Below are 23,463 nucleotides of genomic sequence, written 5' to 3'. Positions count from 1 at the left end.
TTACAACCACTCTTAAAGGCGAGATCTCACTCCTCGTTGCCCCTGAAGCGCTCATTGAGGATAGTTTTGTCCCTATGACATCCAGCGATGCCGCATTTGAACAGCTGATCACCGACGCCCGCCAATGGGCCTCCCAAGACCCGGACCCGGCGACGTCGGCCGCTCTCGTCGAGCTGGCCGACCTCGCCAGCGGCGGTGACGCGGGAGCTGTCCAGGAACTGGGCGACAGCTTCAACGGCACGCTTCAGTTCGGCACAGCCGGTCTCCGCGCAGCGCTCGGCCCGGGCCCCAACCGGATGAACCGCGTCGTCGTCCGCCGGGCAGCGGCAGGCTTGGCAGCCTTCCTCACCGAAGCGGTGGCCGCAGCTGCGCCGGGAACCCGGCCGCGCGCCGTCGTCGGTTACGATGCCCGCTACAACTCGGACATCTTCGCTGAAGAAACGGCCGCGATCTTCACAGCCGCCGGCATCGAGACGTTCCTCATGCCGGCAGCGCTTCCGACGCCGTTGCTCGCCTATGCGGTCCGGTCACTGGATTGCGACGGCGGCGTGATGGTCACAGCGAGCCACAACCCGCCGCAGGACAACGGCTACAAGGTCTACCTTGGGCGGTACGCCGTGTCCGAAAGCGGGCGCGGTTCGCAGATCGTGGCACCGTACGACGCCGAGATCGCCGCGAAGATCGAAGCCGTAGGCGCGCTGGATTCGATTGAACTCGCGGACAGCGGATGGACTGTGCTGCCAACAACCATCGCCTCCGACTATGAAGCCGCGATGGCGGGATTGGTGGATCGGGAACACTTTCCGGCCCGCGACCTCAAGATCGTCCTGACGCCCATGCACGGGGTCGGCGGCGAAACGGCCGTCTCCGTGTTGAACGCCGCCGGTTTCACCGACGTCACGCTCGTGGCCGAACAGGCCGAGCCGGACCCGGACTTCCCCACCGTCGCCTTCCCCAACCCGGAGGAGCCCGGCGCACTGGACCTGGCCCTTGCGGCAGCCGCTGACTCGGGTGCCGACATCGTTTTGGCCAACGATCCCGACGCCGATCGGGCTGCGGTTGCTGCGTTGGATCCCGCCACGGGAACCTGGCGGATGCTCAGGGGTGATGAAGTGGGGGCGCTCTTGGGTGCGCACGTCGTGGCGCGTATGGCTGCCGGTGCCGGGGACGAGCCGCAGACCGGCGTCTTCGCCAACTCGATCGTGTCCTCCCGGCTGCTCTCGCGCATCGCGGCCGCAGCAGGGTACGCCCACGAGGAAACACTCACAGGCTTCAAATGGATTTCGCGGGTCCCCGGTCTCACCTACGGGTACGAGGAGGCGCTGGGATACTGCGTGGCACCGGACCTGGTGCGCGACAAGGACGGCATTTCAGCAGCAGTGCTGATTGCGGAACTCGCGGCAACTGCCAAGGCTGAGGGCAAGACGATCTTCGACACCCTGGATGACTTGTATCTGGTGCACGGGCTCCATGCGAGCGACCAGCTCAGTATCAGGGTGGCGGATCTGGGTCTTTTGGACGCCATGATGAACCGCCTGCGGGTCAATCCGCCGGAAGTGTTCGGGGGCTCCGCCGTCGAGGTTACCGCTGATCTCGCGGAAGGAAGCGAAAACCTGCCGCCCACGGACGGCCTGCTGTACCTGACACGGGACCAGAGCCGCGTCATCATCCGCCCCAGTGGCACGGAGCCAAAACTCAAGTGCTACCTGGAAGTCATCCAAGCCGTGGAGTCGGCCGCGGAGCTTCCCGCTGCACGCCAGGCGGCGCGAACATCCCTGGACGATGTTCTCAGGGATGTCCGCGAAGCGTTGGGCTTGTAGGACTTTTAGAGTTCAACTTCGATGAAGCCATCCACCAAACGGGTGGCAAAGCCCGCGAGCTTGAGTTCCGGGTTGGTGAAGCATTCACCGGTTTCGAGGTCGTAGACCTCTTTGTGCAGCGGCGACGCGATGGTTGGACGGCTTCCGCGGGATCCAATGATTCCGCGGGCCATGACGTTGGCGAGCGTCGCCGGGTCCTGCTGTGCCACAGCGAAGACCTCGGTGGGCGCTGTGCGGAACAGCGCAACCTGACGGCCGGCGATCAGCGCAGCCTCGCCCCAAGCCAGTTCGAGTTCATCCACCGGGCAAACACGGTGCCATGCGGCGGTGGTGGTCAGTTCCTCGGCACGGTCCAGAATTACGGTCATTTCAGCCCCTCTCACTGTGTCCGGGTGCTGGCATTTCCACCGTCACTCCCCCGGACCGGGCCACACTTGCGGCCACTACTCCAAGCTAGGACCCGGGTGTTTCATCGGTTGTCCGGGTTTGTGTCCAATGCGTAAAAGAGACCTCACACCTCGCGAAATGCGTTCGTGATGCAGAAGTTAAGATCACGAAACATAAGGGAAACTGAAGCGAAACTGCCCGTCCCTAGGCTGGAAGCACAAGTTGCGGAGATCCGTCTGCAACATCTGCGAAAGGCCCACCAGTGACCGGACACACTTCAAGTACAGAGAACCCGCGCCGCATCGTCGTCGTCGGCGGCGGCCCCGCTGCCCACCGTTTCGCCGATGCCATGGTCAATCGCGGACTTGAAGGTTGGCAGGTTACGGTGCTCACCGAAGAGGCCCACCTCCCCTACGACCGCGTTGCGCTGAGCAAGGCCCTCACGGAAACCGACGTGGACCTCACCTTGGGCGATGCGTCCATGTGGGACCACGAAGCCCTGACTTTGGTCACCGGCGAGCGGGCCGTGAAGATCGACTCCGTTGCCAAGAGCGTCCTCACCGCCGCCGGCAACAAGTACGAATACGACCACCTGGTGGTGGCTTCCGGTTCCGACGCGGCCCGACTCCCCATCCCGGGTTCCGAACACACCCACGTTTACCGCACGCTCGAGGACGTCTGGGCCATTAACAAGGCCATCGCCGAGCTGCGCGAAAAGCTCGGCCGCAAGGTCAACGCGGTCACCATTGGTGGCGGTTTGCTCGGACTTGAGTCCGCTGCCGGTACCGAGCAGTTGGGCGCCACACCGATCGTCATCAACGGCGCACCGTGGCTGATGAACACCCAACTGGATGAGGGCGCGGGCCAGGCGCTCGGCCGCCTGATTGAAGCCAAGGGCTTCGAAGTGCACGGAGGCGTGTTCCCCTCCGAGGTAGTAACGGACGACGACGGCAACGTCACCGGTGTTTTGATGGCCGACGGCCGCACCATTGACGCGGATCTCGTGATCGTGGCTATCGGCGTCAAGCCCCGCGACGACCTCTTCCGTGCGGCGGAGGGCGAAGAGCAGCTCTTCAGCCTTGGCCAGCGAGGCGGCGTTGTCATCAACGATTTCTGTGCCACCGAAGTGGACGGCATTTGGGCCATCGGTGAAGTGGCCAACTTCGAGGGCATGTGCCTGGGTCTCGTGGCTCCTGCCAACACCATGGCTGAGATCGTGGCCGACCGCCTGCACGGCGGCGAAGCAACGTTCCCCGGCTTTGATACGGCCACCAAGCTCAAGTTGTCCGGCGTTGACGTGGCCAGCTTCGGCGACGCGTTTGCCCGGACCGAGCACTCCCTGGAAATCGTGTACGCCGACCCCGCTCGTGGCGTTTACCAGAAGATTGTCACCACCGATGATGCGAAGACTCTCCTGGGCGGCATCTTCGTGGGCGACGCGTCCCCGTACATGAGCCTCCGCCCGCTCCTGGGCCGCGAGCTGTCCGCCGAGCCCGGCGCATACCTGAGCGCTGCCGGTGGTGGTGAGGCTCCGGAGACCGAGCTTCCGGACGATGCCATCCTGTGCTCCTGCAACAACGTGGCCGCCGGAACCATTCGCGACACCATCAACGGCTGCGGTGCCTGCGAGGGCAACTCCCCCGTGCAGGAACTCGGCGAGCTGAAGGGCTGCACCCGGGCCGGCACCCAGTGTGGTTCGTGCGTTCCCATGCTCAAAAAGCTCCTTGAAGGCGAACTGAAGAAGTCTGGCATTGAGGTTTCCAAGGCACTGTGCGAGCACATCAGTCTCTCCCGCCAGGAACTCTTCGACGCCATCCGCGTCCTGGAGCTCACGTCCTTCGAGGACATTATGGCCAAGTACGGCACGGGCGCGGGTTGCGATATCTGCAAGCCCACCATCGCCTCTATCCTGGCCAGCCAGCACTCCGCTTATGTGCTGGATGCCGGCCGCGGCTCCCTGCAGGACACTAACGACCGTGCTTTGGCGAACATGCAGAAGGACGGCACCTACTCGGTGGTCCCCCGCATCGCCGGTGGTGAGATCACGCCGAAGGGCCTGGGCGTCATCGCAGCCGTCGCTGAGAAGTACAACCTCTACACCAAGATCACCGGCGGCCAGCGTATCGACATGTTCGGTGCCCGGCTTGAGCAGCTCCCGGACATTTGGAAGGAACTGGTGGACGCCGGCTTCGAGTCCGGGCAGGCTTACGGTAAGAGCCTTCGCACGGTGAAATCCTGCGTTGGTTCTACTTGGTGCCGATTTGGTGTGCAGGATTCGGTGGCCATGGCCATCGCCTTGGAGCTGCGTTACCGCGGCCTCCGCAGCCCGCACAAGCTGAAGATGGGTGTTTCCGGTTGCGCCCGTGAGTGTGCCGAGGCCCGCGGTAAGGACGTCGGCGTGATTGCCACGGCTGATGGTTGGAACCTTTACGTCGGCGGTAACGGCGGTGCCACCCCGGCGCACGCCCAACTGCTCGCAAAGGACCTGGACGACGAAACCCTGCTGAAGTACATCGACCGCTACCTCATGTACTACATCCGTACCGCTGACCGCCTCCAGCGCACCGCGCGCTGGCAGGAAGAGCTCGACGGCGGCATCAAGCACGTGGAAGAAGTAGTGGTCAACGACTCCTTGGGCATCGCCGAAGAGCTTGAAGCCGCCATGGCCAAGCACATCGATACCTATGAGGACGAGTGGGCCGAGACCCTGAAGGACCCGGAGCGCCTCCGCCGTTTCCGTTCCTTCGTCAACGCCCCCAACCAGAAGGACGAGTCCATCTCCTTCGTTCCGGAGCGCGGCCAGATCCGTCCGGCCACCAACGAGGAAAAGGGCGGCGTGCTCATCGCTTCCACTATCCCGGTCCGCAGCGAAACCGTCGGCGCAGAAAACTAGGGGTCCACCATGCAGCTCACCATTGATCTCACCGGCCGTGACGTCCTTGTCACGGGATCTGAAAAGTCCGCCCGCCAAGCGGTGCGCCGCTACCAGAGCTCCGGCGCCAACGTTTACCGGCTCAGCACCCCTGAAGGTGTACCGGGCGACGGTCAGCTCCCCGAGCGCCCGTTCCTGGTGGCGGTAGTGGACGACGGCGAGGTTGGCTGGCTGCCGTTGGTGGAACGCTGCCGCGACGCCGGGATTCCCGTTGCGTTTGAGCCTGCACCTGGCGCCGACGGCCATGTGACCCTTGTGGGTGGAGGTCCGGGAGCCGTGGATCTGCTCACGGTGGGTGCCGTGGACGCCCTGCGCGATGCCGACGTGGTGTTTTATGATCGGCTGGCTCCCTATCAGGAGTTGGCAGAGCTGACGTCTGCGGAACTGGTGGACGTTGGAAAGCAGCCCGGGCTCCACAAGGTGACGCAGAGGGACATCGAGAAGCTCATGGTGGAAGCTGCGCTGCTGGGCAAGAATGTTGTCCGGCTCAAGGGCGGCGATCCGTACGTGTTCGGCCGCGGTGGCGAAGAAGTGGCTGCCTGTGTTGCTGCCGGGGTCCCGGTCAGAGTCATCTCCGGTGTCACCAGTGCCATCTCTGTTCCGGCCGCAGCCGGAATCCCGGTGACGCACCGCGAGGTGAGCCACATGTTCACCGTGGTTTCCGGCCACGCTCCTTTGACGGAGAAGGAACACACACACCTTGCCGGCCTTGGTGGGACGATCGTGGTCCTCATGGGCATCGGGACCTTGCCTCAGCTGGCGGCCGGACTGCGCCGTGCGGGCATGAATTCGGACATGCCCATGGCCGTGGTGGAACGCGGATATCGCCCAGGACAGCGCACCACCATCGCCGATCTGGGTACCATCGAAACAGCAGCCACCGGCTGCAGCAACCCGGCCGTGTTGGTCATCGGCGAGGTGGTCCGGGTGGCTGAAGCCAACCGGAATCATGCCGAAGCATCCGCTGAACTGAGCCGACTCGCGGCTTCGCTCCTTGAAGCCTGAAGGTAAGAACACATGACTGTTGCACGTGCCATCGAAGTCCAGGACGCTACTGCCGCACCGGAAGTTTCCGAAGCCGTAGAAGCGCCGCTGGATGGATTCCGCATTGGCGTCACCTCGCACCGCCGTTCCCGTGACCTCATCGAGGCACTGGAGCGCCGCGGTGCGAGCGTGTTGCACGCCCCCGCCTTGAAGATCGCCCCTGTGCAGGAGGACATGGTCCTCATCGAGGACACGCGCACCATCATCGCGGCCAAGCCTGATATCTGCATCGCCACTACGGCCTACGGGATGCGTCGCTGGTGTGAGGCCGCCGATTCCTTTGGCATCGGCGAGCAACTCCTGGAAACCCTGTCCGCCTGCCGCATGTTCGTCCGTGGGCCCAAAGCCCGCGGCGCCGTGCGGGCGGCCGGTCTTGCCGACGTCGGAATCAGCAGTGACGAAACCACCGCGACGCTGGTGGACATGCTGCTGGCCGAAGGCGTGCGCGGCAAGACGGTGGCCGTGCAACTGCACGGATACACGGATGTGCGCCAGCTGGAACGGCTCCGCATGTCCGGGGCCACTGTCCTTACAGTGACTCCGTACCGTTGGGTGAAGCCCGACGGCGAAGACAAACTGCCGCGCCTGATCGAAGCCGTGGTCAGCGGCAACCTCGATGTGTTGACCTTTACCAGCGCCCCGGCCGTGGACGCGATGTGGAGCACTGCACACGAAATGGGCCTCTACCGCCAGCTCATCGAGGCCCTCAAGGGTCCGGTGACTGTTGCGGCCGTTGGGCCGGTCACTGCACAGCCGCTGGTCGACGCCGGGCTGACGCCACTGATTCCCGACCGTTACCGCATGGGCGCGCTCATCAGGCTGGTGACGGAACATTTGTCCCTCAACCATGTGCGGCGTTTGGAGACCAAGAGCGCCACCATTGAGTTGCGTGGGCGCTGCTTGCGTATCAACGGTGAGGTGGTGGACCTCGCACCGGCTCCCCTGCTGCTGCTGCGAGCGCTGCTCGGCGCGGGTGGGGCTGTCCTGTCCCGGGAAGCTCTTTCTGACCTGTTGGACCTGCGCGGTTCGGTGCACGCCTTGGATATGACAGTGAGCAGGCTGCGGTCCTCTCTTCCGGACGGCAAGCTCGTGGAAACCGTGGTGAAGCGCGGTTACCGGCTGCGGGCTTAGATTCTCTGACACGCTACGCCGCCTTCACCAAGGGGAGTTCGTCCCAGTTGGTGGTGTAGCGGGGGCTGAGCATGTCGCGTTTCATGGACCAGTCCGGGCCGCCCTTGATTCCGGCATGACCCAGACCGATGGAACCGCGGCCGTACCGCTTGCTGACTTGCTCCAGCAAGGTGCCGATCCCGCGTTCCTCATGCCGGTTCTCGAAGATCTCCAACGGTTTCTGGTTGCCGCTTGGCCGGAGATCCGTGACCATGATCCCGGCTTTGGCGTACTTCACGCCTTCCTGGATCTTTGGAACCAGTGCGTGCGCGGCCTTGGTCAGCAGCACGGGATCCGAGGTTGGCATTGGCAGCCTGACGTTGACTGTGGGGAATGATTTGTCGTTCGGGTTATAGACCGATGTTGCGGCAAAGGCAGTCAGCAGCTTGGCCTGAAGATCATGTTTGGCCAGCCTGGCACTGGCCATTTGGCCGTAGACGCTGAGCACCTGCCGCAACTCGGCTGCAGTGGTAATCGGTGTGGAGAAGGAACGGGAGAAAATTAGCTGGTCCCGTCCTATCCGTTCCTCCTCCATGGGGATGCAGGGCGTGCCCTGCAGTTCCAAAATGGTCCGCATCATGACGATGGAAAACTTGTCCCGCAACGCCACCGGGTCGGCGCGGACCAGGTCCAGGATCGAGAAGATTCCCATCGCATTCAAGCGTTTGGTGAGCCTGGTGGCCACGCCCCAGATCTCGATTACCGAAAGCCGTGCCATGAGTGCTTCGCGTTGGACTTCCGGGATGGAGTCCCAACGGCACACTCCCTTGAAGGCCGGATTGTGCTTGGCCCACTTGTTGGCAAGCTTGGCCAGGGTCTTGGTGCGCGCGATTCCTACGCAGACGGGAACCCCAACGTGCTGCTGGCACGCGGCCTTGATAGTCCGTCCCAGCTCCAGCAGATCGTCCGGTTGTCCCTTCACTCCAAGGAACGCCTCATCAATGGAGTACACCTCCTGCCATGCCGAGTACCGGGCCAGAAGCTCCATGACCCGCGAGCTGATGTCTCCATACAGTTCGTAGTTGCTTGAGAGTGCCACGAGCCCCCACTCCTTGGCGCGCGGAGCAAGCTTGAACCACGGCTCCCCAAGTCCTATCCCCAGCTTTTTGGCCTCCGGCGACCTTGTCACGGCGCAGCCGTCGTTGTTGGACAGGACGATCAGCGGTTTGCCCTCCAACGCCGGGTTAAAGGCCCGCTCCGCCGAGGCATAGAAGCAGTTGATATCCACGTGGGCAATCTCCTGCATCCGGTGCATGAGCGCTGGCTTGGACATTTCCATCCCTTGATCGGCAATAGCACGCGCGCTCCTGTTTCAGTGCAGGACACGCCGTGCATTCGAACATATATTCGAATACTTCTACTGTACCTTTTGGCCCCGACAAAAACTTCGCTGCCCAATGGATCCAGAGGATTTCATGGAGTCTTCCGTGTTCCTCAACCGTCTGACCGCAGTTCGTTGGAACAACGCCGTATTAGCCAGCTACGTCAGGAACCTGCCGTTCTCTGAGTAGGGATTTAGCTGCCGTTACTGGCCATGCTGGCTCTCAAGTGTTTCCGGGCTCTTGAGTAGCGAGTCCTGGCAGCCGTTGCCGACAATCCCAACAGGGCGCCGGCCTCGGCCACTCCGAAGCCATCCCACACGATCAGCATGACCAGTTCGCGGTCCTTCGGGCGCAAGGTGGCGAGGGCCTCGTGCACTTCGGCTTCGAGTCGGTGCCCAGGTCCAGGGTCGTGAATCAAGCCGGCTCGTAGTTTCTCGGACAGGGCGCCCCTGCGGAGCTTGCCGCGTCTGTAGTTGGCCAGCACGCCTTTTGCGACACCAAAGCTCCAGGCCCGTTGCTCGTCGAGGCTGACCGGCAGCCGGTCGCGTTGACGCCAAAGAACGATGAGCGTCTCGGAGACGCAATCGGTGGCGTCCCCGGTCGGATCGACCCGGCGAAAGAATACGCCATCAAGGCAGGAGTCAGGGCACGGGCGCTGTCTTCAAAATCTTCCTCGGCGTTGGTAGAGGTCGTCACGGATTCAAGCCTGGCGGGCGTCACTGCTCCAGCCCCTTGATCATTCCCTGGCAGCCGAGACGCCAATGATCCTCCTCCAGCTGCTCAGCGTTCCCTGTCTCCGCCGCAGAAACAGTCACGGTCATGCGCTCCACGACACCGCCGCCATCGGTGGCGACAGTTGCCGGCCACGCCAACGATTGCCGAAGGACCGTCACAGCTGCAGCCTGACCCTGAACGTTGCCTTGCTCGTGCTGATCCAGCCATTCCTTCTGCCAGAGGCACCTGACAATGTGTTCATACCGGACCGTGGGGGCAATATCTTGCGTAATGATGCCATCACCCTGATCGTTGGCCCGATACATGTCCGCCTCTTTGAGTGCGGAAGCGTCCTTCAGCCCTGCTTCGTTATACCTCGGCGGGAGCGGCAGGGATGCGTACTTTGTTTTGGCGAACTCCACGTAGTCGGAAGCCAGCGGGTTGATCCATTCCGAATGTGGGATGGCCTCATTCCGCACCGGCCCCTCACTGGCAGCCGTTGGAACCGGCGGCGGGTTCTCCACGTCTTCGGCAAGGAACCCCATGAAGTTCGCGACAGCGGGCGCAGCGACGCCAACCCCACCCAGGCACGTCACTCCAGCAAGCAGAAACGCTATCCACCTCCGGCGCCGCCCTTTGGAAGACGGCTTCCGTGAGGACTCCATGGCCCGCAGATGGCCAGTGATGCCGTCCGTGGTTTCCGGTGCCATGGCCCATTGGCTTGCGGGATCCGCACGTCGGAGTGCCTCATCAAGTTGGTCTTCGTTCACGATTCCCCACAACCTTCAATAACGTCTGTCACTAATTCATGTCCGGCACACCAGTAAACGTGGCAGCGGAAACATAGATTTTCCGTCACGGACACCACAGTTAGTCACTTTGGGGCGGCACCAGGATGGTCTCAGCTCCGCAGCGAAGGACAAGATGGTCCGTCTGGCCCGCAAGCGTGCAGTCCTGAGGTTCGAAGACATAGACCAAGAACTGGGGACCCGCATTCACGACCCATTCAGCCGAGGCGTAGGCAGTGCCTAGAGGGATCCGGATAAAGAACCGGATAGCTGGCAGCAGACAAAAGCATCCCGCCCGCCGGACTGTGGAAAGTCCGGCGGGCGGGATGCGGCGATACGAAAAAGCCGGGACGCTGCGGGGCGGAAAGGCTAGGAAACTCCAGCCGATTCTTTTTTGTGCACCAAGTAGATGGCGCCCGTGGTCACATCTTCTTCGAGTGCCTCCAGCGTGCGTCCGCGGGTTTCGGGAACCTGCGTGTAGATGAAAATGAGGGCCAGGATTCCAACTATTCCAAAGAGGAAGAACGTTCCCGTGATCCCGACGCCGGCTACCAGCGTGGGGAAGAAGAGGCCCAGGAGTGCGTTGGCGATCCAGAGGCAGAACACCGATAGGCCGATGGCGAAACCGCGAACATGCAGCGGGAAGATCTCGGACAACATCACCCACACGGCGATGTTCAGGAAGGTCTGCATGGATCCTACAAACGCGACCACCAGGAACAAGATGACGAACGGGCGTGCGGCATTGCCGACCGGCAGGACGATGGATGCGATGCCGATGAGGAAGTGGCACACGGTGGTCAGCGTGAAGCCCAAAAGCAGCGTGGTGCGACGATTGACGCGCTGCATGAGAGTCAACGCAATCACGCCACCAATTACGGCGATCACGCCTGGTGCGATGTTGGCGATGAGGGCAGCATTGGAGTCGAACCCTGCCTCAACCAACACAGACTGGCCGTAGTACATGATCGAGTTGATGCCCGTCAGCTGCTGGGCAACACCCAGGCCAATGCCCACCAGGATGATGCGCAGGATCCATTTGTCCTTCAGCGCGCCCCAGGACGTGGCCTTAGAGGCCCGCTCTTCGTCGGCGAGGTGCTTTACATCGGCCATTTCAGCCTCGGCCCGCTCCTCGGAGCGAATGGTCTTCAGGACCACCAAGGCTTCTTCCCAGCGCCCCTTCGAGATGAGCCAACGCGGCGACTCGGGCATCCGCAGCATGCCGAAGAACAAAGCGATGGCAGGCAGTGCGGCGATGGCGAGCATGATGCGCCACACTCCCCCGAACTCACCCCAGACGTTGCCAATGATGGCGTTGACCACGAAGGCCGCGAGCTGACCGATGACGATCATGAGTTCATTCCGGCCGGCCAGGGAGCCTCGGATTTCGTACGGTGCCAACTCTGCGAGGAATACGGGGACCACCGTGGAGGCGCCGCCCACGGCCAGGCCGAGAATGACGCGCCCCAGCACCATCACTTCAAAGCTCGGCGCGAAAACGCAGGCGACGGTTCCGGTAAAGAACAGCACGGCCAGCAGGATGATCGTCTTGCGGCGACCCCAACCGTCAGACAACCGACCGCCGCCGACTGCACCGGCAGCCGCTCCGAACAAAAGCGAGCTGGTGACAATCCCTTCAGTCAACGGCGTAAGGCCGAGATCGGCCGTCATAGGCCGTAGTGCGCCATTGATAACGCCCGTGTCGTAGCCGAAGAGGAGACCGCCGAAGGTGGCTACCAGTGCGACGAGCCCCAGGCGCTTTCGGTGCGGGCCATTGGTCAGCGGAGGGAGCGAAACGCCGTTGGCGCCTCCCCGCTGCGTTTGCGTAGCAGACATCAGGACTCCTTTGTCAGTGTGGCGCGGGTCATATCCACCCGCTCTGAATACAGACTAACGCGCGAAAGGCTTAAATGTAAGGTCAAACTTACAAATGACTTAATTTTGCAGTTTCTCCTCCATGGGAGGATGAGGACATGGTTATGGACCACCGCCATCGTTCGGCCACGCAAAGCGACGTCGCCAAGGAAGTCGGCGTTTCGCGAACCCTCGTGTCCTTTGCCTTCCGCGGCGCGCCTGGCGTCAGCGACGAAACCAAGCAGGCCATTTTCGAAGCCGCCAAGCGTCTGGGCTACCGGCCCAACGCAGTAGCCGCCGATCTCGCACGCAAGCATCGCTCCGCCGTCGGGCTTTATCTCATGGACATCCGCAATGAGGTCTACGCGGACATCCTCAGTGGTGTCCGCACGGCACTGCCCCAAGACCGTAACAGACTCATTCTCAGCGTCTCGCGGTCCATTGACGGTGAGGATCAAGGCGCGCTGGAGTCGCTGATTGAGGCACGGGTGGGCATCATCATCGCCGCCACGCTGCTGGATTCCGAGGAGCGGGTCCGGGAGTTGGCCCACATTGTCCCGCTCGTGAGCGTGACGCGCCCCGTAGAGGGAGTGGATAGCGTCTATTCGGACGACGCTGCCGGCGCCCGCGCCGCCACTGAACACCTCATCGGGCTGGGTCACACGAGAATCGCCCACTTGGCCGGGCCCGTGTACGACGGGCATACGGTCCGGAGGCAGAGCTACGCGAAAACCATGCGCGACGCCGGGCTGAAGCCACTTATGCTCGCGGCTGAGGACTTCACCCAGGACGCCGGACAGCGCGCGGCCACCGAACTGCTCAGCATGACCGAGCGACCAACGGCAATCTTCACCCACAACGACCAGCTGGCCCTGGGTGCCCGGGAGGCCGCGTATGCCAAAGGCCTCTCGGTGCCATCCGAGCTCTCCTTGGTGGGTTACGACAATTCGAGGACCTCCGGACTCCACGGCATCGATCTCACCTCCGTCGACCTTCACGCTACTGAGCTGGGACAGATTGCGGGCACCGTCGCGCTGGAACGCCTCAGCAATCCCGAGGCGCCCGTCGCTGACAGGCGAGTCACGCCGAAACTGGTGGTGAGAAACTCGACAGCACCACCGGCGCGCGTCACCTAGATGTGATGCAGGCACGTGGTGGCGACGCCCCAGATGGTCAGCTCAGACAACGCCGGAACGCGAATGTCCGGATACTTGGGATTGTCCGCCTGCAGAATTACACCTGACGGCGTGACGCGCAGCCTCTTGATGGTCAGCTCGCCATCAAGGACAGCCACGACGACGGACCCATCCTTGGGCTCGAGGGCCCGGTTGACGATCAACTCGTCGCCGTCGCTGATCCCGGCGCCCTCCATGGACTGACCCGTCACCCTCACCACGAAAGTGCTGGTGACATCCTTGATCAAGTGCTCATTGAGATCGATGCGGCCATCAAAATAGTCCTGCGCAGGTGACGGATACCCCGCCGCCACCGGTATAGGCGCCAGCAGTACTGACATTAGGGAGAAGCCCGCATCTATCACGCGGGGGCCGACTATCACGCCCACAACACACCTTTATTCGAATATATGTTCGATAATTGAGTGTACAGCCAAGGGCGGACATTTGGGCTAGCGGACCACCATGGTGCGCTCAGGGAAAGGACGTGGCAGCTGCCTAGGCCTTTCCGGCCATTTAGCGCACGGCGTCGTCGAGGAGCTGGCGGAACTGGGCTTCGGTATTCAGGGTGAGCTTCTTTCCGTTCAGGAAGAACGTAGGCGTGCCAGTCACGCCGAGCGCTTTCCCGTCGGCGACGTCCCGGCTGATCCGGTCCTTGCTGGCCTGGTCTGCCACCGCGGCATCGTACTGATCCATCTCCAGGCCGATTTCTTGGGCGAAGGTCCTGAACTGCGCTGCCTGGGAGGTCTGCTTTTCGCCCCATTCGCTTTGTGTCGCGAAGAGTTTCGCTGCCATTTCCTGATACCTACCCTGCTGGGCAGCAGCCTCCGCGGCCAGTGCAGCGGCGCCTGAGTTTCGGTGACCGGGCAGCGGGAAATAGCGGTGGACGAACGTAATCCTGTCCCCGTACTCCTTTTTCAACTCCTCCACCAGAGGCTCAGCGGCGAGGCAGGATTCACACTCGAAGTCCAGGAACTCCACCAGCTGGGCTTTCTCCATGGCCGGGCTCGTCACCCGGTGACTGTCCTCCCTGACAAGCCGAGCTTCAGCGGCCGCAAGTGGGGCAGCCGGAGCCGGCTTGTTGGCGGTGAGCACTGCGTACCAGATCGCTCCCGCACCAACGATTGCGCCGAGGAGGATCCAGATCGCGATGCGGACCCATCGACCGGAAATGACTGCGCTCATCGTTCGGCCGGCTTTGTTCCAAGCTCCGCGGCAACAGTGACAGCCACAGCATCCGATCCGCACTCGGCGCAGCAGGAATTCGCATGGCCGTGATCGGCGTCCGGAATGGCGCAGCAAGCTTCGCCCTTCCAGGCGTTGATACCTTCGCGGACGGCTATTCCGGCAATGACCAGCGCCGCGCCGGCATCGGCCCACCACCAGCCCAGGGTACTGTTCAGGACCAAGCCGATCAGCAGAACGGCGGAAAGGTACGTGCAGAGCAAGGTCTGCTTGGAATCGGCGACGGCGGTCCTGGAACCGAGCTCACGCCCGGCACGTCGCTGAGCCCACGACAGCACCGGCATGATCGCCAAACTCAACGCAGCGATAACGATGCCCGGCGTTGAATGCTGAGCCTCCCCCGCCCCCAAGAGTGAGCGGACAGCGTCCACGGTCACGAACGCAGCCAAGACGAAGAAGGAGACGGCTATGATCCGCAACGTCAGGTGCTCACGCCGCTCCGGATCCTCGGCAGAGAACTGCCAAGACAACGCCAGAGCAGAGGTCACCTCAATGACCGAGTCCAGTCCGAAGCCGATCAGCGCCGAGGAATCCGCGACCCCTCCGGCCCAGAGCGCCGCGACCGCCTCTATGACGTTGTAAGTGATGGTCGCTGCAGCGAACAGCCGGATCCTGCGGCTCAGGACCGTTCGGCGATCCGATACCGCTGCGTTCATCACTACCGTCATGCGAAGCACTCCCCATCCGGCGCACAGCAAGCCGGGTCCACGGCCAGAACCACGCCGATCAGGTCTTTGATCGCATGACCAAGCCTGGCATCCGCCAGCTCATACCGGCTCCGCCGCCCATCAGGAACCGCCACCACTAAGCCACAGCCGCGAAGGCACGTCAGATGATTGGACATGCTCTGCCTCGACACCCCCAACGAATCAGCCAGATCCGAGGGATAGGACGAGGCGTCAGAGAGGGCAAGAAGAATCCGTGCGCGGGTCGCATCCGACACCGCATAGCCAAACCGGGCCAGCACAGGCGCCTGAGTGAGTGTCTCCATACGAAAAAAGTACATTGACCGCTGTATTCACGCAATTCTGTACTCTTCCCTTGTTTGCCCAATCACGGGCTCCTCGTCCTCAGGCGCGGAACGCCACGCCGGATCAAGGCGCCGATGTGAAAACCAGGGCCATTTCGGGGACAGTTACAAGGAGGTCCGCCGGGCTAGCGGACCACCCGATACCGCACATGCGTGACCAGGCCGGTTCCGCGCACTTCGGCCTGTTCCAGCTTCACGTCCCCCACACCGTCGAGCAATCGCTCGCCACCGCCCAGGATCATGGGTGCAATGTGAAGCCGCAGCTCGTCCATGAGCCCGGCTGAGAGGAACTGGCGTGCGGTTTGTGCTCCCCCGGCAATGGCCACATCCCGGTTTCCGGCAGCTTCCCGGGCCTGGGCCAGCGCCGATTCGATGCCGTCGGTTACGAAGTGGAAGGTGGTCCCGCCTTCCATTTCCAACGGCTCATGCTGATGGTGGGTAAGGACAAAGACAGGTGCGTGATAAGGCGGTTCCTCGCCCCACCATCCCCTCCAGCCCTTGTCCCATACCGAGGGACCAGGCCCAGCAAACATGTTCCGCCCCATGATGAAGGCACCGGCCGCGAGAATCCCTTCGATCTCAGGTGCGTTCGCCTCCGGGTCTTCAAACATCCATCTGTGCAGCAGCTCTCCGCCGTCGCCCAACGGCTCCTCCGCGCGCTGGTTGGGGCCAGCAACAAATCCATCGAGTGAAACAGTCAGATCGCATGTGACTCGGCTCATGCGCCCATCATGACAGCTACCACCCTGATGTGCCTTCCCCCGTCGACGTCCAAAGCTCGCCAAAGGGCTCAGCAAGCCGGACACTATGGCTATACCTTCAGGAGGACCCATGACACGCTCATCAAACGTGGACCAATTGAACATCCTGATCGGCGAGTGGGAAACCACCGTTCCGGAGAGGGACGTGCAGGGCCGGACAACGTTCGAGTGGCTGGAAAGCGGCGGCTTCCTGATCCAGCGCTCCACGGTTCAACAACCGGACTACCCCGACTCGATCAGCGTCATCGGTGCAACAGGCTCCGATGGGGCACTGCAGCAGCACTACTTCGATTCACGAGGCGTCGCCCGGATCTACGACGTGGTGCTAAAGGACAACGTCTTGTTGATATTCCGGGATGGCCCGGACTGGCCCCAGCGATTCGTGGGCCATGTGAGCGAGGACGGAAATACCATCCACGCCCGCCTGGAGCGGGGAACCTACCCCGGGGGTCCGCTGGAGCACGACTTCGATATGGTGTACAGCCGGGTCCGGGCACGTTAGAGGCCACCACCGCACTCATCGGAAACCTCATTTTTCCAAAGCGATGTGATCCACGTTATTACCGGCGGGTAAACGGCACGCTACGGATCAGCCAAAGATGGCAACAGCGGGGAAACACCCGCGAAAAACCGGCCACCTACGCTGAAGACCAACAGCAGGTCACATGAGCGAAAGGGCCAAACATGTCCGCCATCCCGTCCGCATCTTCCCTTCACATCGTCATCGCAGGGGCAGGTCCCGCGGCCCAGTCTTTGGTGCGGCGACTTGCCGGAGGATCCGACTCCCGGCAACGCGCTTTCCACGGAACCATCACCGTGCTCAGCAACCGCGACGAGTGCCCGGACGCCCTGCTGGAACTCGCAGAACTCCCCCAGGTCTCAATTCGCTTCGGGCAGGCGGCCAGCTTCATTGACTCCGACGCGAAAATAGTCACCACCGTGGACGGCATGGAGTTCTCCTACGACCAGTTGGTCATAGCAACCGGTTCTGCCCCGACCCTCCCCCCGGTGGCGGGCTCCGAGTCGGGCCTCAGTTACTCCACCATCGACGATGCCGCTAACATCGGCGAAGCGATCAAGGAAGTCACGCGCATTGTGGGCCGCCGCCCCCTGGGGATCCTGGTTGGGAACGGACCAGCGGCGGGCCAGGCCGAGGCTGTGCTGCGGGCCCGCGGAGTCCGCCCCGTACGAACCACCCTCCGCCCTACCGCCGTCGTTCCTTCCACCGGTACCGCCGCGCCAGGCGGCCTGCTGCCGGCGAGCGGCATCCTGTTCGAAGACGGCAGCAGCATGAAGGGCGATCTGGTGGTCCTGGCCGAGGAGCGCACAGCCCGCAACGACCTCGCCGAAAGTGCCGGACTCACAACAGCCCCCGACGGCGGTATTGCAGTGGGGCGCGACCTCGCCACATCCGTCCCGGGCATCTGGGCGATTGGCGATGCCGCATCATGCGACGGACTTCGCCTGGGCTTGCTCCTTTCCGCCGAGTCCTCTGCAATGCTGTGCGCTTCAGGCTTGCTGCTGGGTGCGGGCAAGGAAGATCAGCAGGCGCTGATCGCCGCCTAACCTGCCGCCGGCGGCGGCCCCAGCGGACAACGGCCCATGTGGCAAGATGGTCCTTTGACGGGCAGTGACAACCCTGCGGCCACCGGGCCGGCCACGCCCTGCACGGAAGGATCCCATGAGCAACGAAGCCGTCGCCCCTGCAAACATCGCAAATATCGCCTCCTACATTGACCACACTCTGTTGAAGCCGGAGGCCAGCGAGGCTGACGTCCTCAAGGTGTGCGCCGAGGCTATCGAGTACAAGTTCAAGTCAGTATGCGTGAACCCCGTATGGGTTAAGACCGTCACCAAAGCCCTCAAGGGTTCAGGCGTGCTGACGTGCTCGGTGATCGGGTTCCCGCTGGGTGCCACTCCCAGCGACGTCAAGGCATTCGAGGCCCGCGGAGCTGTGTTGGACGGCGCGGATGAAATCGACATGGTGATCAACATGGCCTCCGCCCGCGCCAACGACAAAGGTGCGCTGGTGGATGACATCAGGGCCGTATCCGAGGCAGTTCACGCCGGTGAAGCCATCTTGAAGGTCATCATCGAGACGTCCATGCTGACCGATGAGCAGAAGGTCATCGCCTGCGAAGCGGCCGTGGAAGCGGGCGCTGACTTCGTCAAGACCTCCACCGGATTCAACGGCGGAGGCGCCACCGTTGAAGACGTTGCCTTGATGCGCAAGACCGTCGGACCGGACCTGGGGGTGAAGGCCTCAGGCGGAGTGCGCTCCCTCGCCGATGCACAGGCTATGATTGCTGCTGGTGCAACACGTATCGGAGCGAGTTCCGGAATTGCGATCGTCAAAGGTGAACAGGGTTCATCTGCCTACTAAGGCTTCCGCTGCCGTCAGAGATTTTTGAGCCCTGCGGGGCCGAGGAGGAATGAATGTCCAAGAACGCCACAAGCGCCCCCATTGAACGAGAGAACAACCTGGGCACCAGCATTGTGCTGTTCCTGGTGATGATCGTGCTCTTCCTGGGTGCCATCTACTCGTTGTCGTTCCTCACCCTGGATAACCCCTGGCCCATGGCAGTCTGCCTCGGCCTGTTCGCCCTCGCTTTCTGGATCCCGCAGACCATTTTCGGCCGCTCAGATTCCGCCGGCGAAAGCTAAAACCCTCTTATCACGTTGAATGGCCCGGGCACTCGCCCGGGCCATTCCTTTTTGTTGACCAAATTTTTGTCGACCAAATTTGTCGCCGAAGGCGTCCCTCTACGGCAGCTGCACGACTCCGCCCAGGGCTGCAAGAACCCCAGGCCAATGCTGTTGCGCCAGCGTCCACGCCGCAGCTCCCATGCCCACCATGGCGTAACCACTGACTGGTATCAGGACCAGCCACTCACGGCGGGAACCGGCCCGCCCCAGCAGCGGGATGGAGAAGGCTCCGTTGGGCCGCCAAATCCCCCGGATCATGGATTTCCGCAAGAACTTGGGTGGCTTGATGACGATGGGCCATAAGAGCGGCACCCCGCCGACAGTGATCATGTCCCCCACAATGTGCACCACCACCCCGGTGAGCATGGACAACGGCAACCAACCCCATTGATCCGGCGCAAACCACGTCACTAGGCCGGCCATCACCAAAGCGAACAGCCAGTTGGTGATCCAGCCGGACTTTGGAAACAGGTTCAACGCCTTGGCCGCCAGGTTGATCATGAACATGCACAGCAGCCCGGCTCCTATGGAGAGCTTGCCTACCGGCGTCACCATTTGGAACTGGGCCGCCATGGCTGCGAGCACCACAAACGCGGAAGCCCCCAACAGCGAGTGTGTCCCTTGGCGGTGCCCTCCGCTGGCTTTTTCGATCCCCACGGCAATCACATTGGACAGCGGCGGCAGCGAATTCGCGATGGTGCTGTGGCGGTGGTCCCAGTCGACCACCAAAGCAGTTCCCGCCGTCGCCATGGCGCCGATCAGGATCCCGGTGGAGTCCAACGGGTACCAACCCAAGGCGTACGGGCCTGTCGAGGCAATAGCAATCCACGCCGCGGCTCCCGACGCGGCGTGATGTCCTCCCATCATGCAGTTAGCCAGCCTTTACAGGTACTTCAGCGAAAATCGCTTCAATGACGTTATTGGCCCATTGCAGGATCTCGGCGTCCTGCAGATCGCGTCCACCGATCCTGGCCGTCTTGGGCTTGGGAATCAGCACCGCATCCAGGGCAGGCTTCACCTGCGAGCCCGGGTACATGCGGTTGAGGCGCATGGTTTTGGACTCGGGCAGTTGCGCCGGCGAGAAGCGGATGAAGTTGCCTTGGAGTGCGACGTCGGACAGGCCGGCTTCGCGGGCACCTACCCTGAAGCGGGCCACGGCAATGAGGTTTTGGGCCGGCAGCGGGGGCTCGCCGTAGCGGTCCACGAGTTCCGCCAGGACTTCGTCGATGGCTTCGTACGTGATGGCGGAAGCCAGTTTCCGGTACGCCTCCAAGCGGAGCCTTTCGCCGGGCACATAGTCGTGTGGCAGGTGGGCGTTGACGGGCAGCTCGATCTTCATTTCGGCTGCCTTCTCCTCGGCCTCGCCGCGGTATTCGGCCACAGCCTCTCCCACCAGGCGGATGTAGAGGTCGAAGCCCACTCCTTGGATGTGGCCTGACTGCTCACCGCCCAGCAGGTTTCCTGCGCCACGGATTTCCAGGTCCTTCATGGCCAGTTGCATGCCGGCGCCGAGCTCGTTGTGCGCTGCCACGGCTTTGAGGCGTTCCAAGGCCACCTCGCCCAAGGGCTTCTCCGAGGGGTACAGGAAGTACGCGTAGGCACGCTCCCGGCCACGGCCAACACGGCCTCGGAGCTGGTGGAGCTGCGAGAGGCCGTACTTGTCGGCCCCGTCCACGATCAGGGTATTGGCGTTGGAGATGTCCAGGCCGGTCTCAATGATGGTGGTGCAGACCAGGACGTCGAAACGCTTTTCCCAGAAGTCCACAATGATCTTCTCAAGGCGGCTCTCGGACATCTGGCCATGTGCCACTTCCACCCTGGCCTCGGGGACAAGCTCGCGGATCTGCGCGGCGATGCGCTCAATTGACGAGACGCGGTTATGGACAAAGAAAACCTGCCCTTCGCGCATGAGTTCACGACGGATCGCGGCGGAGGTTTGCTTGTTGGTGTACGGGCCCACGTAGGTCAGCACGGGGTGGCGTTCCTCCGGCGGCGTCGCCAGGGTGGACGTTTCCCGGATGCCCGTGAGCGACATTTCCAGTGTTCGGGGAATCGGCGTTGCACTCATGGCCAACACGTCCACGTTCGTGCGCATCTTCTTGAGCGCTTCCTTGTGCTCCACCCCGAAGCGCTGCTCCTCGTCAACGATCACCAGACCCAGGTCCTTGAACTGGAAGTCCTTGGACAGCAGCCGGTGGGTACCGATCACCACGTCCACAGCGCCGCTCTTGACGCCTTCGGCGGTTTCCTTGGCTTCCTTGCTGCTCTGGAACCGGGACAGTGGTTTCACGCGCAGAGGGAAGCCGGAGAAACGCTCGGTGAACGTTTCGTAGTGCTGCTGTGCGAGCAGGGTGGTGGGCACCAGGACCGCCACCTGCTTGCCGTCCTGGACGGCTTTGAAGGCAGCCCGGACGGCGATTTCGGTCTTGCCGTAGCCCACGTCGCCGGAGACCAGCCGGTCCATGGGGATCTCTCGCTCCATGTCCGCTTTGACCTCGTTGATGGTGGTCAGCTGGTCCGGTGTCTCCACATAGGGGAACGCTTCCTCAAGCTCTCGCTGCCACGGGGTGTCGGGTGCGAAAGCGTGGCCCCGGGACGCCATGCGGGCGGAGTACAACCGGATCAGCTCTCCGGCTATTTCCTTGACGGCCTTGCGTGCCTTGGACTTGGTGCTGGCCCAGTCCGCGCCGCCCATCTTGCTCAACGCCGGCGCATCTCCACCGACGTAGCGGGTCACCTGATCCAGCTGATCCGTTGGGACGAAGAGCCGGTCACCCGGCGCACCGCGCTTGGAGGGCGCGTACTCCAGCACCAGGTACTCGCGCAGCCCGGCATCGGAGGACGACGTACCGGCCACCTTGCGCTGGATGAGCTCCACGAACCGGCCGATGCCATGCTGCTCATGCACCACGAAGTCGCCGGCATGCAGCTGCAACGGGTCCACGGCGTTGCGTCGCTTGGACGGCATGCGGCGCATGTCCTTGGTGGAGCTCGCCGTGGCGCGACCCAACAGATCGGCTTCGGTCAGCAGGCCCAGTTTGAGGCCGTCCAGGACAAAACCACGTCCGACGGCGGCGGTGGTCACCTCGATGATGCCCGGCTGGGGTTCTTTATCCAGCGAGTCAACGCGGGAACAGGGAATCTCGGCGTCGTGGAACAACTCAGCCAGGCGCTGGGCGGGTCCGGGACCATCGGTCACCACCACCACACGCCACTGCTCGCGGACGCGGGAGCCAATGAATTCCAGCATTTCAGCCACGTCACCCTGGTAGCCACGAGGTTCGCGTGCACGCATGTTGAGGACATCGATGTCCAGGACCAGGTCCTCGTCCGAGGCGAGCGAGGTGATGGACCACCAGGACACGCCATGTTCCAGGGCGGCCGAGCGGGTGTCGGTGAGCGAACGGAAGCTGGCAGCGTGCAAATCGGTGGACGCCTGGGATGAGAGGTCAAGGGGCGCCGCACCGCCGTCGGAGGCCGTTGACCAAGCAGCTTCCAGGAACTCCTCGTTGGTCGCTGCGAGGTCGTGCGCGCGGGTGCGCACCTTCTCCGGTTCGATGACCACGGAAAGCGAACCGGCGGGGAGCTGATCCACGAACGGCACCATGGCGTCCACCAAAACAGGTGCCAATGATTCCATGCCTTCAACAGCGATTCCGCCGGCGATCTTCTCGAGCATGTCTGCCGCGGCAGGCATGTCTGCCTTGAGCTTGGCTGCACGGGACATGACGGACGCGGTGATCAGGATTTCCCGGCATGGCGGGGCGTGCAGTTCGGTGGGGTGGTGGATTCCGGGTGCGGACAGCGAGCGCTGGTCCGCCACGGCGAACCAGCGCATCTGGTCCACTTCATCGCCGAAGAATTCCACGCGGATGGGGTGGTCCTCCGTGGGTGGGAAAACGTCGAGGATGCCGCCGCGGACCGCGAACTCGCCGCGGTGCGTCACCATGTCAACGCGGGCATACGCGGCGTCGGACAGGGCACGGACAACTTCGGTGAAGGAACGCTCCTGTCCCACCTGCAATGTCACCGGCACCAAGTCACCCAAGCCGGCAACGATGGGCTGGACCACGGCGCGGACCGGAGCCACCACCACACGCAAGGGGGCCGTCGTCGAGGTTTCGGGGTGCGTCAGACGGCGCAGGACGGAGAGCCGGCGGCCCACGGTGTCCGAGCGGGGCGAGAGCCGCTCGTGAGGGAGGGTTTCCCAGCTGGGGAAGGTGGCCACGGACTCTGCGGGGAGGTAAGAGGCGAGCGCCGCGGTGAGGTCCTCGGCTTCACGGCCGGTTGCGGTGACGGCGAGGACCACAGGAGCGCCCGCGCCATCAGCACCAACGGCAGCCAGGGCGTCGGCCATTTCGGCCAGCAACACCGCGCGCATCCCTTGGGGGGCGCTGATCTGGTAGTCGGCGTTCCGGTCGTTGAAGGACCGCTGCGCCTCCGTGCGAACACGCGCAAAAGTCTTGTCCTCCGCCAGTGCGCGGCGCAGACCGTTGAGGCTCATGGCAGAAACTC

20 protein-coding genes and 1 pseudogene are annotated in these 23,463 nt (G+C 62.9%); 9 read left to right on the top strand and 12 right to left on the bottom strand.

From position 1 onward, the window contains the following. The first annotated feature begins 74 nt into the window (after nt 1–74). The gene (locus ARUE_RS06585) at nt 75–1,820 is read left to right on the top strand and encodes a phospho-sugar mutase (protein ID WP_014921165.1); all 1,746 of its coding nucleotides are present in this window, start codon (nt 75–77) and stop codon (nt 1,818–1,820) included. Between the two features lie 5 nt (nt 1,821–1,825). Here the strand turns inward: ARUE_RS06585 and nirD are convergent, their stop codons facing one another. Next, nucleotides 1,826–2,188, bottom strand: coding sequence for a nitrite reductase small subunit NirD (gene nirD, locus ARUE_RS06580; RefSeq protein ID WP_014921164.1), 363 nt, complete (start codon nt 2,186–2,188; stop codon nt 1,826–1,828). A 281-nt stretch (nt 2,189–2,469) separates the two neighbouring features. On the opposite strand from nirD, the gene nirB reads away from it, so the two are divergent. Genes nirB through ARUE_RS06565 form a run of 3 tightly spaced genes read left to right on the top strand, consistent with a single transcriptional unit; the run spans nt 2,470 to nt 7,314 of the window. Further along, nucleotides 2,470–5,100: a nitrite reductase large subunit NirB gene (nirB, locus tag ARUE_RS06575; RefSeq protein WP_014921163.1), complete on the top strand. Its 2,631-nt coding sequence runs from the start codon at nt 2,470–2,472 to the stop codon at nt 5,098–5,100. 9 nt (nt 5,101–5,109) lie between these two features. Beyond that, a complete protein-coding gene (gene cobA / locus ARUE_RS06570; protein WP_014921162.1) occupies nt 5,110–6,144 on the top strand; it encodes a uroporphyrinogen-III C-methyltransferase in 1,035 nt (344 codons plus the stop codon). A gap of 12 nt (nt 6,145–6,156) precedes the next feature. Continuing rightward, complete coding sequence (locus tag ARUE_RS06565; RefSeq protein ID WP_014921161.1) at nt 6,157–7,314, top strand: uroporphyrinogen-III synthase; 1,158 nt, start codon at nt 6,157–6,159, stop codon at nt 7,312–7,314. 13 nt (nt 7,315–7,327) lie between these two features. On the opposite strand, the gene ARUE_RS06560 is transcribed toward ARUE_RS06565, so the two are convergent. The 4 genes and pseudogenes from ARUE_RS06560 to ARUE_RS06545 all read right to left on the bottom strand — a co-directional run bounded on the left by ARUE_RS06560 (nt 7,328) and on the right by ARUE_RS06545 (nt 12,013). Continuing rightward, nucleotides 7,328–8,626 (bottom strand): Y-family DNA polymerase, encoded by a 1,299-nt coding sequence (locus tag ARUE_RS06560; RefSeq protein ID WP_014921160.1) that lies wholly within the window; start codon nt 8,624–8,626, stop codon nt 7,328–7,330. Between the two features lie 242 nt (nt 8,627–8,868). Beyond that, a pseudogene (locus tag ARUE_RS06555) lies at nt 8,869–9,261 on the bottom strand (RNA polymerase sigma factor); the annotation flags it as partial. 130 nt (nt 9,262–9,391) lie between these two features. Continuing rightward, nucleotides 9,392–10,159 (bottom strand): hypothetical protein, encoded by a 768-nt coding sequence (locus ARUE_RS06550; protein ID WP_043469948.1) that lies wholly within the window; start codon nt 10,157–10,159, stop codon nt 9,392–9,394. A gap of 387 nt (nt 10,160–10,546) precedes the next feature. Then, nucleotides 10,547–12,013, bottom strand: coding sequence for a sugar porter family MFS transporter (locus tag ARUE_RS06545; protein ID WP_014921156.1), 1,467 nt, complete (start codon nt 12,011–12,013; stop codon nt 10,547–10,549). Nucleotides 12,014–12,156: 143 nt separating this feature from the next. Here ARUE_RS06545 and ARUE_RS06540 point away from each other — a divergent pair, with 143 nt between their 5' ends. Continuing rightward, nucleotides 12,157–13,167 (top strand): LacI family DNA-binding transcriptional regulator, encoded by a 1,011-nt coding sequence (locus ARUE_RS06540; RefSeq protein WP_014921154.1) that lies wholly within the window; start codon nt 12,157–12,159, stop codon nt 13,165–13,167. On the opposite strand, the gene ARUE_RS06535 is transcribed toward ARUE_RS06540, so the two are convergent. The 5 genes from ARUE_RS06535 to ARUE_RS06515 form a co-directional block, all read right to left on the bottom strand. Beyond that, nucleotides 13,164–13,595 carry a LexA family protein gene (locus ARUE_RS06535; RefSeq protein WP_011774093.1) on the bottom strand — a complete coding sequence of 144 codons (432 nt, stop codon included), beginning with the start codon at nt 13,593–13,595 and terminating at the stop codon, nt 13,164–13,166. The two genes, ARUE_RS06540 and ARUE_RS06535, sit on opposite strands and share 4 nt — an antisense overlap. Before the next feature lie 127 nt (nt 13,596–13,722). Continuing rightward, complete coding sequence (locus tag ARUE_RS06530; RefSeq protein WP_014921153.1) at nt 13,723–14,391, bottom strand: DsbA family protein; 669 nt, start codon at nt 14,389–14,391, stop codon at nt 13,723–13,725. Next, nucleotides 14,388–15,119 (bottom strand): cation diffusion facilitator family transporter, encoded by a 732-nt coding sequence (locus ARUE_RS06525; RefSeq protein ID WP_014921152.1) that lies wholly within the window; start codon nt 15,117–15,119, stop codon nt 14,388–14,390. The genes ARUE_RS06530 and ARUE_RS06525 overlap by 4 nt, the downstream gene beginning before the upstream one ends. Next, nucleotides 15,116–15,442, bottom strand: coding sequence for an ArsR/SmtB family transcription factor (locus ARUE_RS06520; RefSeq protein WP_043471092.1), 327 nt, complete (start codon nt 15,440–15,442; stop codon nt 15,116–15,118). Before ARUE_RS06520 ends, ARUE_RS06525 begins: the two co-directional genes overlap by 4 nt. Before the next feature lie 164 nt (nt 15,443–15,606). After that, on the bottom strand, nt 15,607–16,203 hold the full coding sequence (locus ARUE_RS06515; protein ID WP_043469945.1) for a dihydrofolate reductase family protein: 597 nt from the start codon (nt 16,201–16,203) through the stop codon (nt 15,607–15,609). 109 nt (nt 16,204–16,312) lie between these two features. On the opposite strand from ARUE_RS06515, the gene ARUE_RS06510 reads away from it, so the two are divergent. The 4 genes from ARUE_RS06510 (at nt 16,313) to ARUE_RS06495 (ending at nt 18,906) form a co-directional block, all read left to right on the top strand. Beyond that, nucleotides 16,313–16,744, top strand: a complete 432-nt coding sequence (locus ARUE_RS06510) for a hypothetical protein (RefSeq protein WP_011774088.1) — start codon at nt 16,313–16,315, stop codon at nt 16,742–16,744. A gap of 182 nt (nt 16,745–16,926) precedes the next feature. Next, nucleotides 16,927–17,808 (top strand): FAD-dependent oxidoreductase, encoded by an 882-nt coding sequence (locus ARUE_RS06505; protein WP_014921149.1) that lies wholly within the window; start codon nt 16,927–16,929, stop codon nt 17,806–17,808. A 115-nt stretch (nt 17,809–17,923) separates the two neighbouring features. After that, a complete protein-coding gene (gene deoC, locus ARUE_RS06500) occupies nt 17,924–18,625 on the top strand; it encodes a deoxyribose-phosphate aldolase (RefSeq protein WP_014921148.1) in 702 nt (233 codons plus the stop codon). Nucleotides 18,626–18,678: 53 nt separating this feature from the next. After that, the gene (locus ARUE_RS06495) at nt 18,679–18,906 is read left to right on the top strand and encodes a hypothetical protein (RefSeq protein WP_011774085.1); all 228 of its coding nucleotides are present in this window, start codon (nt 18,679–18,681) and stop codon (nt 18,904–18,906) included. A gap of 99 nt (nt 18,907–19,005) precedes the next feature. On the opposite strand, the gene ARUE_RS06490 is transcribed toward ARUE_RS06495, so the two are convergent. Both ARUE_RS06490 and mfd read right to left on the bottom strand, forming a co-directional pair. Next, entirely contained in the window at nt 19,006–19,815 is an 810-nt protein-coding gene (locus tag ARUE_RS06490) for a metal-dependent hydrolase (RefSeq protein WP_014921147.1), read from the bottom strand. A gap of 4 nt (nt 19,816–19,819) precedes the next feature. After that, nucleotides 19,820–23,452, bottom strand: coding sequence for a transcription-repair coupling factor (mfd, locus tag ARUE_RS06485; protein WP_011774083.1), 3,633 nt, complete (start codon nt 23,450–23,452; stop codon nt 19,820–19,822). Between the last annotated feature and the right edge of the window lie 11 nt (nt 23,453–23,463).

It is taken from the genome of Arthrobacter sp. Rue61a (genome assembly GCF_000294695.2).
Lineage (GTDB): Bacteria > Actinomycetota > Actinomycetes > Actinomycetales > Micrococcaceae > Arthrobacter > Arthrobacter aurescens_A.
Note: the sequence above shows the minus strand (reverse complement) of the source record. Positions and strands in the feature narration are given on the sequence as shown.